General features: G+C 61.3%; 12 protein-coding genes. 9 read left to right on the top strand and 3 right to left on the bottom strand.

Translation table 11 applies throughout. The features are described 5' to 3' along the window. Positions 1-72 precede the first annotated feature (72 nt). From GPT33_RS13510 to GPT33_RS13480, 7 genes are all read left to right on the top strand, one after another. Positions 73-2,433, top strand: coding sequence for an EAL domain-containing protein (locus GPT33_RS13510; RefSeq protein WP_296809769.1), 2,361 nt, complete (start codon positions 73-75; stop codon positions 2,431-2,433). A 427-nt stretch (positions 2,434-2,860) separates the two neighbouring features. Beyond that, positions 2,861-3,070 (top strand): CsbD family protein, encoded by a 210-nt coding sequence (locus GPT33_RS13505; RefSeq protein ID WP_296809767.1) that lies wholly within the window; start codon positions 2,861-2,863, stop codon positions 3,068-3,070. Positions 3,071-3,160: 90 nt separating this feature from the next. Beyond that, the gene (locus GPT33_RS13500) at positions 3,161-3,319 is read left to right on the top strand and encodes a DUF3309 family protein (protein ID WP_296809765.1); all 159 of its coding nucleotides are present in this window, start codon (positions 3,161-3,163) and stop codon (positions 3,317-3,319) included. Between the two features lie 227 nt (positions 3,320-3,546). Next, on the top strand, positions 3,547-3,819 hold the full coding sequence (locus GPT33_RS13495; RefSeq protein ID WP_296809764.1) for a BON domain-containing protein: 273 nt from the start codon (positions 3,547-3,549) through the stop codon (positions 3,817-3,819). Between the two features lie 95 nt (positions 3,820-3,914). After that, positions 3,915-4,988, top strand: a complete 1,074-nt coding sequence (locus tag GPT33_RS13490; RefSeq protein ID WP_296809762.1) for a DUF2333 family protein — start codon at positions 3,915-3,917, stop codon at positions 4,986-4,988. A 98-nt stretch (positions 4,989-5,086) separates the two neighbouring features. Then, entirely contained in the window at positions 5,087-5,422 is a 336-nt protein-coding gene (locus GPT33_RS13485; RefSeq protein WP_296809761.1) for a hypothetical protein, read from the top strand. A 71-nt stretch (positions 5,423-5,493) separates the two neighbouring features. After that, positions 5,494-5,637: an entericidin A/B family lipoprotein gene (locus GPT33_RS13480; protein WP_296809760.1), complete on the top strand. Its 144-nt coding sequence runs from the start codon at positions 5,494-5,496 to the stop codon at positions 5,635-5,637. 167 nt (positions 5,638-5,804) lie between these two features. Here GPT33_RS13480 and GPT33_RS13475 read toward each other — a convergent pair whose 3' ends face one another. Further along, a complete protein-coding gene (locus tag GPT33_RS13475) occupies positions 5,805-8,177 on the bottom strand; it encodes a phosphoketolase family protein (protein WP_296809758.1) in 2,373 nt (790 codons plus the stop codon). A gap of 280 nt (positions 8,178-8,457) precedes the next feature. Next, a complete protein-coding gene (locus GPT33_RS13470) occupies positions 8,458-9,021 on the bottom strand; it encodes a lipid-binding SYLF domain-containing protein (protein WP_296809757.1) in 564 nt (187 codons plus the stop codon). Between the two features lie 444 nt (positions 9,022-9,465). Here GPT33_RS13470 and GPT33_RS13465 point away from each other — a divergent pair, with 444 nt between their 5' ends. After that, positions 9,466-9,606: a hypothetical protein gene (locus GPT33_RS13465; protein ID WP_296809756.1), complete on the top strand. Its 141-nt coding sequence runs from the start codon at positions 9,466-9,468 to the stop codon at positions 9,604-9,606. A 169-nt stretch (positions 9,607-9,775) separates the two neighbouring features. Next, complete coding sequence (locus GPT33_RS13460) at positions 9,776-10,516, top strand: hypothetical protein (protein ID WP_296809754.1); 741 nt, start codon at positions 9,776-9,778, stop codon at positions 10,514-10,516. 70 nt (positions 10,517-10,586) lie between these two features. Here GPT33_RS13460 and GPT33_RS13455 read toward each other — a convergent pair whose 3' ends face one another. After that, positions 10,587-11,303: a L,D-transpeptidase gene (locus tag GPT33_RS13455; RefSeq protein WP_296809753.1), complete on the bottom strand. Its 717-nt coding sequence runs from the start codon at positions 11,301-11,303 to the stop codon at positions 10,587-10,589. Between the last annotated feature and the right edge of the window lie 522 nt (positions 11,304-11,825).

The following is an 11,825-nucleotide window of genomic DNA, read 5'->3' as shown; positions in this document are numbered from 1 at the left end:
CACGGCCGGCGGCGCTCACCGCGCTGCGGACACTCACCCGAACGCATTGCCCCCGACGGCCGAGGATCGAACATGACAGACCCCCATGATTCCGTAGACAGGAAGGACCCCGGCGCTACGGACGATACGGGTATCTCGCCGCAGGCGCCCCTCCCCGAGGAGACCTCGGCGCGCCTGCGTCGACAGGCCGAGGGGCGCCTATCGACGTCCCACGTCCCGGCGCCCGGCGCGCTCGCGCCCGAGGAGGCCGAACGCCTGATCCACGAGCTGCGCGTGCATCAGATCGAGCTCGAGCTGCAGAACGACGAGCTGCTGCGCACTCAGGAGGCGCTGGAGACCGCCCGGTCACGCTACTTCGATCTCTACGATTTGGCCCCGATCGGCTATGTGACACTGACCGACGAGGGCATGATCCGGGAGGCCAACCTCGCCGCCTCCGCCCTGCTCGAGACCCCGCGTGTCGCCCTGGTCGGCCGTCCAATCACCCGCTTCATCCTGCCGGAGGATCAAGACATCCTCTACCGGTGCCGGCATCGGCTCCGGACCATGCGCGAGCCCCAGACCTGCGAGCTGCGGCTGCGCACGACGCAGGGCGTCGCGCGCTGGGTCCGTCTCGACGGCTGTCTCGAGCCGCATCGGACAGACACCGGCCACTGGCGGGCCACCCTGAGCGACATCACGGAGAGCAAAGCGGGCGAGCAGCGGCTGCTCGACGTCCAAGCACGGTTGCATCGGGTGGCCGGGATCGCCGAGATCAGCTTCCTGGAGTGGCATCCGCGCACCGACGCCATCGTCCTGCCGCCCGAGCACACCCCGACAAGCGATGCGCGGAACGCCGCGTCGCCGCAAAGCTTGGACGCTTGGCTGGCCCGGCTGCATCCCGAGGATCGCGAGCCTGTGCGTGCCGCCTTGACGCATTTCGCCACCGATCGCGAGGCGTCTCGTGAAATCCATTACCGCCAACGCAGCGAGAACGGAGACGACCTCTGGTTCGCGGCCTATCTGGAGCCGATCACGGATGACCTGGGCCGGCTCGAGCGAGTCCTGATCGTTCACCGAGACGTTACCCAACGCAAGGAGCTCGAAGCGCGTGCATTGCACCTGGTGCAGCACGACCCCTTGACCGGGTTGCCCGGCCGGAGCTTGCTCCACCCGTTGGCCGCGCAGATGCTTGCCGGTGCCGGGCGCGCGGGTCGACGCTTGGCGGTCTTGTTCGTGGACTTGGACGGGTTCAAGGCCATCAACGACAACTACGGACACGCCGCCGGCGACGAGGTGCTGCGGCAGACCGCGCAACGGCTGAGGGAGTCCTTCCGCGCCGACGACCTGGTGGCCCGACTCGGCGGCGACGAGTTCGTGATCGTCCTGGCCAACATTCTGAACGAAGACGACGCCGCGAGCGCCGCCGGCACGGCCATCGCGTCGCTCGCGCGCCCTTACCCGGTCGGGGAGCAGGAGTTGACCTCTCTGCCAAGCATCGGGATCAGCCTCTATCCGGACGACGCCACGACCGTCGAGGGCCTGATCAAGTGCGCGGATTTGGCCATGTACCACGCCAAGCAGGTCAGTCCGGGGCAGTTTCAGTTCGTCACGGCCGCGCTCGAGCGCCAGTCGGAAGCCGTCGTGGCCCTCAAGGCCGGCCTGCGCGAGGCGGTGTCGCATAACGGGTTTCGACTCCTCTACCAACCGGCGATCGATCTGCGCAGCGGCGCCGTCATCGGGGTCGAAGCGCTGCTGCGGTGGCCGCAAGCCGACGGCAGCGAGATCGTACCCCTGGTGTTCCTTCCGATCGCCGAATCGACCGGACTCATTCACGACCTCGGTGCCTGGGTGCTCCAAGAGGTCTTGCGCCAGCACCGCGTTTGGCAGACCGAGGGATTGCCGCCGATCGCCGTCACGGTGAACGTCTCGGCGCGCCAGTTCCGCCATCAGTCGTTCCTGCAGCGCATCACGGACGCGCTTCGGAACGGCGGCGTCGACCCGGCCCTGGTGTCGCTGGCACTGGGCGAGGCCACATTGCTGCAGGACACCTCCGCATCGCGCCGTCTCCTGGACAAGCTGCATGCGCTCGGGGTGCGGGTGGCCCTGGACGACTTCGGCCTCGGGTCCTCGTGCCTCGGCCACATCGAAGACCTGCCGTTGGACGCTCTGGAGATCAACAGGACCCTGGTGCGGGGCTTGGACGGCGGCGCACGAGCACCGGCCATCGTCGAAACCATCGTGCGTCTCGGCCGCGCCCTGCAGATCAAGGTCACCGCGATCGGCGTCGAAACCGAGTCGGAGCTCCGCGCCGTGCGCGACCTCGGCTGCGATCGGGCACAGGGGTTCCACCTGGGCAAACCCATGACGGGGGACGAGCTGGCCGCCTGGTACCGGCGCCGGCCGCCCGCTCCCGGAAGCAACCCGACCCCTTCGCTCGGTTCACCGCCATGATGAGCGATTCGGCGAGTTCCGCTCATGGTCCGTGTCGAGAACACTCGCTCACACGCTTGTTTGAATTCCGCTATCTCGCCGCGCGTGATGAAAAAAGGACGCCGCGCCCACGCCGACGACTGCCCGTTGCGTATCGTTATCTTGGCCTTTTTCTTGCTTTTTCATTAGGCCATATCAATAAGTTAATCCATCTCGGCGCGGAATGATTTCACAGCTCGCGCAACACCCGACTGAGCAGCACTCTTTTCGCGAACCGAAGGTATTAAACGCAGCAAAGACGTCCCGAACAGCTATACTGAAGATGATGGAGCACACGGCAGACCGATCCGCCTCCAGGATGCGATGTGCGGGCTGCCTGGTCCTCGTGGTCCTGCAGGATCAGGAACCACGAATCGACTCAGCCATATCAACACAAAAGGTGATTTACATGAACTGGAATCAAGTCCAAGGCAACTGGAAACAATTCACCGGCAAGGTCAAGGAGAAATGGGGCGACATGACGGACGACGAGCTTGACCGCATCGCCGGAAAACGTGACGTTCTGGTCGGGCACATCCAGGAGAAATACGGCATTGCGCAGGAAGAAGCCGAAGAACAGGTCAAGGAGTGGGAGAAGACCAACAAGCTCGACGAGTGAGTCGAATCTCATACTTGAGCGTTCGGCCCCGCACGAAACTGCAACCGAGCAGCGTGCGGGGTCCGCCGCTCGCCCTAGAGGAGCAAGCACATGTCACTCGGCACGATTCTCATCGTCGTTCTAGTCCTAATCCTGATCGGTGTCATCCCGACCTGGTCACATAGTCGGTCGTGGGGTTACGCCCCCTCGGGCGTGATCGGTGCGATCCTCGTCATTCTGCTGATCCTACTGTTGTTGGGTCGACTCTGATCTCAGATGCCGTCGGTCGATTCGCCGCAAGCTGAGCCGCCCGACGGATCTGTCCCCTATCACCATTGAGAGAGGCACATGCTGTGATGAATGTATCCTATAAAGCTATTCTGATGTCGTCTTTACTCCTGGGCTTTGCACTGGGATCGGTCGGCTGCGAGCAAGAGGGTCCGGCCGAGAGGGCCGGGCAATCGGTCGATCGAACGGCCGAAAAGGCCGGTGACAAGATGGAGGAGGCCAAGGAGGCGGCTTCCGAGACGGCGGAGGAGGCAGGTGCCTATATCGACGACGCGGCGATCACCGCCAAGATCAAGGCTGACTTCCTGGCTGATCCTGCGCTGAAGGTGTTTCAGATCAGCGTCACGACGACCGACGGCGTGGTCACGCTCAGCGGTGAAGTCGACTCGCAGGCGAGTATCGACAGAAGCGAAGCAATCGCCCGCGGAGTCGAGAACGTCGCATCGGTGAAGAATGAGCTGGTGGTCAAGGCCGCCGAGTAACGTTGCGACTCCATCTGATCATCTGAAGGACCGAACCGCTCCTCGGAAAGCCCCGTGCTTCCGAGGGGCTCCGACACCCACGAGAGGAGACGCAGATGGACGCCGAAGTCAAAAAGAGATCACCGCAACTGAAGAATCGGGTCGTAAAGGTCGCCAAGTACTATCATCCGAGCACCTGGAGAGAGAAAGGACTCTGGTGGACGGCGGGCCTATTTCTGGTGACCTACTTAGTCGTCATGGTCATCTTGGGTGTCGTGTGGTCACGTTCGCCCGGATCGATTGATATCAATGAATACGCAATGCAGCTGGTCGAACAGGATTCCACCAAACTGGTGCCCGGAACCATGACCACCGCAGCGGCTATCGCGATTGCCGAGACCATCTTGAATAAACCCGGCGGCTATCTGACGAACGATATTGCGCCTCCGGGGATCTTCCTGGACAACATTCCGAATTGGGAATTCGGCGCCCTGACCGAGCTTCGCGATTTATCGCGTGCCCTGCGCAATGACTTCAGTCGGGCGCAGACGCAATCGGTGGAAGACGTGGATCTTCAGATCGCGGAGCCGAAGTTCAACTACGATTCTCAATCTTGGATCTTCCCGTCCTCCGAGGCGGAGTATCGCGACGGAGTCGCGGCTCTGCAGCGCTATATTGCGCGACTCGCCGACGATAAAAAAGGCGATGGTCAATTCTTCGCCCGCGCCGACAATCTGGCCGCCTATCTGCAGGTCGTTGCCAAGCGGCTGGGAAGTCTATCGCAGCGGCTGTCCTACGCGGTCGGTCAAGCCCCGCTCGATACGGCCTTGGCGGGTGACGCGAGCGCCACGAAGGCATCGCCCGCCGTCGGACAAACCTGGAACAAGACACCCTGGCTCGAGATCGACGATGTGTTCTTCGAGGCACGCGGCTATACCTGGGCGCTGCTCCGAACCCTGACCGCCATGGAGAAGGACTTCACCTCGGTGCTCGAAGATAAAAACGCTCTTGTTTCCCTGAAACAGATCGTGCGTGAGTTGGAAAATACGCAGAACGTGATCTGGAGTCCGATGATCCTCAACGGCACCGGATTCGGACCCATGAGCAACCATTCCTTGGTGATGGCCTCCTACATCTCGCGCGCCAATGCTGCAATCATCGATCTTCGTCGGCTCTTGATCGAGGGTTAGCGAAAATCTTGGCAGTTGTGCTCTCCTCGGAGGGAGGGCACCGGCGAGGACCATGGAAGCGGAAATACCCTTAGAGTCCCGATGAGAGAGACCGAGCCATGATGCGAGGTATCGAGCAAGCCGGCCGGCATGCTGCCGGCAGCAGAACCGGTGTTCACCTGGAAAATGCCCTGACGGGGCGTCTATTTATCCTGCTGGGTGTCTTTCAAGAATATCAAAGCAGCGCGATCGCTTTGGTACGGTTGCGCACCGCCGTCGCTCGTGATCCGCGTTTGGCCTCGGTGCTTCGCCCGTCATTGATCGACATGCACGAGGCCAACCAAGCTCTCCGGAAGGAGGTCATGCAAATGCAGCGCGACATTGCCGCGCAGATCGCTCACGAACCGGGTCCTGGCGTCGGCACCATGCCACCGTCCGAACAGGCGCCTTCTTGACCCATTCGGCGCCGAGTATCTATTGTCGCCGATACTCGGATTTTTCAGGGCTTTTAGGTCAGGTGATTATGATGAAAAAACTCATTGGTCTAGTGATGCTGTTGTCGCTTGGTCTGTTGATCGGGTGCAATACAATCGACGGAGCAGGCCAGGATATCGAACGTGGCGGCGAGGCGGTGAGTGACACGGCCAAAGAGGTTCAGAAGAGCATGTGACAGGGACGTGTCGCGTTGCCTTTCTCATTGCACAGGTCAACCCAATATTAGGGCGCTGGTGACACCCGCTCTGCGGTGTCACGAGTTCCCCGTGGCGCTCTGCGCCACGCGGTCTTAGACCAAATCGGCCATGGGGCGATTGTGCAGAACTCTTCCGCTCCGAATCGTCAACTTGGGATTTGGTCGACCCATTTCCAATCCCGGATCTCCGGCAGATCCTCCCCGTGCTCGGCGATGTATTGCTTGTGCTCGATGAGCTTATTGCGAATCGCCTGCTTGGCGTAGGCGGCCTTGGGGCCGAGCCGTGGCACGCGATCGATGACGTCGGCGACCAAATCGAAGCGGTCCAGCGCGTTCTTCACCACCGTATCGAAGGGTGTCGAGGTAGTTCCCTCTTCCTTGTATCCGCGCACATGCAGGTTGTGATGATTGGCGCGGCGATAGGTGAGTCGGTGAATCAGCCAGGGATAGCCGTGATAGGCGAAGATGATGGGTTTGTCGGTGGTGAAGAGCAGGTCGAAATCCCGGTCACTCAGTCCGTGCGGGTGTTCGCCGGGCGGCTGGAGCTTCATAAGGTCGACCACATTGATCACCCGGACCTTCAAGTCGGGAAAATGCGTGCGCAGCAGGGTAACCGCCGCCAGGGTTTCCAGTGTCGGCACGTCACCGGCGCACGCCATCACGACCTCCGGCTCGCCGTCCCGGTCGTTGCTCGCCCAGGGCCAGATGCTGATGCCGGCGGTGCAGTGCTTGATGGCTGCATCCATGTCCAGCCATTGGGGCGTGGGCTGCTTCCCGGCCACGATGACATTCACATAGTTGCGGCTGCGCAGACAGTGATCGGTCACCGAGAGCAGGGTGTTGGCATCCGGCGGGAGATAGACCCGGATGACCTCCGCCTTCTTGTTGATGACGTGGTCGATGAAGCCGGGATCCTGATGGCTGAAACCGTTGTGATCCTGACGCCAGACATGGGAGGACAGCAGATAGTTCAGCGAGGCGATGGGGCGGCGCCACGGAATGTGATTGCACACCTTGAGCCACTTGGCGTGCTGGTTGAACATGGAGTCGATGATATGGATGAAGGCTTCGTAGCAGGAGAAGAAGCCGTGACGGCCGGTGAGCAGGTAGCCTTCGAGCCAGCCCTCGCACTGATGCTCGCTCAGCATCTCCATGACGCGGCCATCGGGTCCGACATGCTCGTCACCGGGGATGACCTGCGCGACCGAGCAGCGATCCGTCACCTCGAACACCGCGTCCCAGCGGTTGGAGGCCGTCTCATCCGGGCTGAAGACACGAAAGGTCTCGGGATTGAGCCGCACCACTTCGCGGATGAAGCGACCTTGGACGCGGGTCGCCTCGGCGTCTACGCCACCCGGCCGAGGCACGTCCACCGCATGCTCTCGGAAATCCGGCATCCGCAGATCGCGCAGCAGCAGCCCGCCGTTGGCGTGCGGATTGGCGCTCATGCGCCGCTCCCCACGAGGGGCTAGGGCCGCCAGCTCGGCGTTGAGCCTGCCGGTGGCGTCGAACAACTCCTCCGGGCGATAGCTCTTCAGCCAGTCTTCCAGGATCTCCAGATGCCCCGGGTGCGTCATGTCGGCCATCGGCACCTGATGGGAGCGAAAGGTGCCTTCGGTCGCCTTGCCGTCCACGCTCTTCGGGCCGGTCCAGCCCTTGGGCGAGCGCAGGATGATCATGGGCCAGCGCGGACGGGTCTCGAATCCGAAGGCGCGGGCGTCGTTCTGGATGCGCTGGATCTCGGCGACCACGGTGTCGAGCGTGGCGGCCATGAGCTGGTGCATCGTCATGGGATCGTCGCCCTCGACGATGTAGGGCGCGTAACCATAGCCGTAGAACAGCGCCTCCAGCTCGTCGCGCGGGATGCGTGCCAGCACCGTGGGACCGGCGATCTTGTAGCCGTTCAGGTGCAGGATGGGCAGCACGGCCCCGTCATGGATCGGGTTGAGGAACTTGTTGGAGTGCCAGCTCGTGGCGAGCGGGCCGGTCTCCGCCTCGCCATCGCCGACCACGCAGGCCACGATCAGATCGGGATTGTCGAAGGCCGCGCCATAGGCATGCGAGAGCGAATAGCCCAGCTCGCCGCCCTCGTTGATCGACCCCGGCGTCTCCGGCGCAACATGACTGGGAATGCCGCCGGGAAAGGAGAACTGCTTGAACAGCCGCCTCATCCCCTCCTCGTCCCGCGAGATGTTCGGATAGACCTCGCTATAGGTCCCTTCCAGATAGGCGTTCGCCACCATCGCGGGTCCGCCGTGCCCCGGCCCGGCGACATAGATGAGGCTGAGATCGTTGTCCTTGATGACGCGGTTGAGATGCGCGTAGATGAAGCTCAGTCCGGGCGTCGTGCCCCAGTGGCCGAGCAGGCGCGGTTTGATGTGCGCCAGCGCAAGCGGCTCTTTCAACAGCGGATTGTCGTAGAGATAGATCTGTCCGACCGAGAGATAGTTCGCCGCGCGCCACCAGGCGTCGAGCTTGCGCAGCTGTTCGGGGTCGAGGGTCTGGATCGGCGTGGTCATACACTGACTCCTGGAGGGACGTTACATGGGTGATGCCGCCTGGCTATGCAGCGGCCCATCGAGGTCGTGGCGAGCGGATGTCGGAAATTGCGCTTCCGGGAATCGAGACTAAACACCATTAACGTCCGCCGATCTGCGCGTTGTAGAACATAGGGGTGCGGAGGCAATAAGCATGAGGCAACGGCGCTTGGTTGACGGCCGTCGAAGCATTGCCCACCGCTTGGAGTCCGTGCCGGCGGGGGCATCATCGCCGCACGGGCAAGACCCGCGCGACATCCATTCAACGTTTGATGGGCGAAATTTTCGTCCCTTCGATGCTGAGGCTGGCCATCAGCCCCTGCTGATCGAAAATGAAGGCGTAGGCATCGTCCTTTAATGTCGTCGATGACAGATTCTTAGCCGCGCCTGCATCCACCGCGACCACGGTCGGCCCGACCCCGATTTCCCATCCTTCCGACGTGTCGAGATAACTCAAAACCTTGTCATTCATGAGAAAGACGACGTAGCTGTAGGACTGGGCGCCGGCCTGCCAGCCCCATGACGCGGATACGGAATTGTAGTAGCCGGCAACCTCGGAGCCCTTCATCAGGACACCCTCGCCATAACTTCCGCCGAAGACGAGTCCGGCCTTGACGACATTCGGGAACACCAGAATCGCCTTTGCCGTCTTGCCGATCGCGGCGGCATCCGGATTGGTCCGATACAAGAGCTGTAAGGCCTCGGCTGCATCTTTATTCAGGTCTTCCGCCGTTGCAGCCAACACCTGGCCGCCGAAAGAAGTCAGAGAAAATGCGGCAGCCGCGACAAGAAGGAGGTGTTTCATCGTGTGTTGTAGATTGTTCACGTACATACCCTCAGTCGTTCTGGAACGGGTGGATGGAACGTCAAGTCTGCTCGACGTCTATGACTGTCGTGCCGACCTGTCATTAGCGTGTCCCGTTGCCAGGTTAGGCTGAAGTCTGCGCATATTCCGTACGCTAGCGAACAGAGCGAGTACGCGTTTGGTCGACATCGCTCCGCACACCGGACACTCGACCGATTCCGGCCGAAATGACGAACAAGGCCTATGCGTCGACGGGGCTTCCAATGTACGCTAACGCACGGACGCACGGCTTCGTCAAGGTGATGCTGAGATCATGGCACCGAGATTGGATGCCGGGTCGTTCGTGTACGGGCAGACGGATCTGTCCGGGTGATCGTGGGTGACGCCGGCAGTCAGACATCGACATCGCCGTCGTATCTTCAGTCGCGCGTTTTTCCAGAGAAACGCTCAATCAGGTGACGACAAATGAACAACATCTCGGTAAGCGCCCTTCTTATCACCATGGCTTTCGTGCTGCTGCTTGCGGCGTGCAGCACGGCCTCGAAGTATGAGCCAGCCCCGGCCGCCGCCGCACCGATGTATGAGCCAAAACCAGATCGCAACTGATCACTTGCCGGTTGCTACCATATTCGCTGTCGACGACGACATTGAAACGTCCAAGTCGACAGCGAAGCTCGAGAGTGGCATCCAGGGTGACGCAGGAAGCCCGTCAATTTCACGTCGGCACAAGCCTTTGTGAAGTGTTGTCGTGACATCGATATCGTTCCGGCCTGCGGTGATCGGTTTCCTCGCCATACTCGTCAGCCATACGAGTTTCGTCGGGTCCGCGGCATCGTCGCTGTTTTTTGATCACGCTCAGGGATCGTCGGTGTCGAGGCCGCTTCCACCGGAGTACGTGATCGGCCCGGACGGGGCCGTCGTGCTGCGGATTTGCTTTAACTGGTCCTGTGCGCGCAGACAGACCATGACCTTCACTTCCGACGATATGGCTCTTCTCAAAAGGCATCTGGCGGCTTGCCCGGGCACGAGTCTTCACGATCGGCTACAGCATGTGCGTATCGGCATCTGGCAAATGGAATTGCTGGCACAAAAATATCAGCCGTTGTTGGCCAACGACCTTGCCATCAACATTTTTGAAGCGGAAGTTGAAGGGCGGATGGATTGCATCGACAACGCCAGCAACACCACGAACTATCTGCATGTTCTCCGCGATATTGGGGAACTCGCCGGTTGGTCGGTCTCGTCGCCCAAAGTGCGTATCCCTTTCGATATCACTGCGGTGCACTGGACGGCCGTCATTATCGATACGGAGAGCGGGCTTCCCTGGAGCGTCGACTCCTGGTATCGCCCGAACGGTCATCTGCCGATGGTCATGCCCTTGGCGAGCTGGATCGACGAGAAACAGGCATGGAAAACGCCTTTCGAACGTCTGAATGCGACCCCGCACTCCATCGACGAGCTATGCGACACGCCGCCGCCGGGCAGCTTGAGGCCAACGGAGTCTTCCTTACGATGATGATCAAACCCGCCTAAACCGGGCCTGCCCCGACGAGGCTGCCGCGGTTGTTCCAATCCCAAAACACCACTTACAACGCCGAGCGCGGTTTCGTTTCCGGCATGACATAAACAATGCCGACCGTCCCGGCAAACAGGCGATGTATCACGTCCGTGAAGAATTCCGGTGGAACATTGATGCAACCATAGGAAATACGGTTATCGAGCGGTGATGGACTGGCCAGGCGTTGCGGTCGGCGCTGCTCGGGTATGCTCGTCACGACCGGGTGCATGGAGATGGCGTTTTCGTAGTCCAGCCAGAGGATTTCCTTGCCATGGGAATTCCGCCCCATTGCGGTCATGAAGCGCCCCGCGGGCGTTGTACGATCCGCGGGGGGGATCCGTGACATCCGCATGTCACTGATGCCGGGCGCGACGTCATCACCTATCCCCATACCCAGCAGCACGGGGGCCGCGCCCTTGAGCTGTCCGTCCACGCTAAAGACATAGACCTTGGCGTTGACCTTATCGACAATCGCGAACGGCATATTGAGATTGTCTCTTGAAGCGACAACCCAATCCGCCGTCTCCCGTGTCCTGCGCGATGCGGTCTCCGACCCAAAGTCGGCCCGCCCGGCGCTCAATGGCCTGGCCGTTTTTGGTTCCATCACGAACGGAACCTCCGCCTCTTGCGCATAGCTTGCATTGAGCATCGGGTTGGGTAGCGCAGCGGCATCGTCCGCCTTCGTGGCCAGGCGCGGGCCACAACCGACAATCAACAGAACGCAACACAGACTGAATGCCTGCATCCCTTTACGACCGTACTCCCGGCGCTGGCCGCCGGTTGCTGGTGGCTCTATTGCACCCATTTCCAATCCCCCCTGAGGCAGATCCTCCCCATGCTCGGCGATGTCGTGCCGGTGGTCAATGAGTTTGTCGCGAATACCTTGCTTGGCGTATGTCCATCACTCGGCCAGCGGGTCCAACATGCTCGTCACCGTAGAGGACCCGCGCGATCCAACAGCGGTCCGTCACTTCGCAAGCTCCGTTCGCCGGCGAACGGAACGATTTCGCTTTAGGTCAGCGTCGGTCCGCACAGCGAACCCTCGGCCGATTTTGGCCGGAATGACGATCAAGACGATGAGGCGACGGGCGGTTTTCCACGGACCCGCCTATAATCGCCCCCTTTTCGCGTTCAGGGAGCACAGAACAGTGATCGAGCATGCCGTCGAGGCATTCATCACGCTCTACGCCGAGTTCAGCCGCTCGGGCGGCTACTATGTCGCCTTCCCGGACGCGCGCCGGCATACGATCCGCCTGGAACAACTGCG

The sequence above is a fragment of the Thiocapsa sp. genome, from assembly GCF_011390875.1.
Lineage (GTDB): Bacteria > Pseudomonadota > Gammaproteobacteria > Chromatiales > Chromatiaceae > Thiocapsa.
Note: the sequence above shows the minus strand (reverse complement) of the source record. Positions and strands in the feature narration are given on the sequence as shown.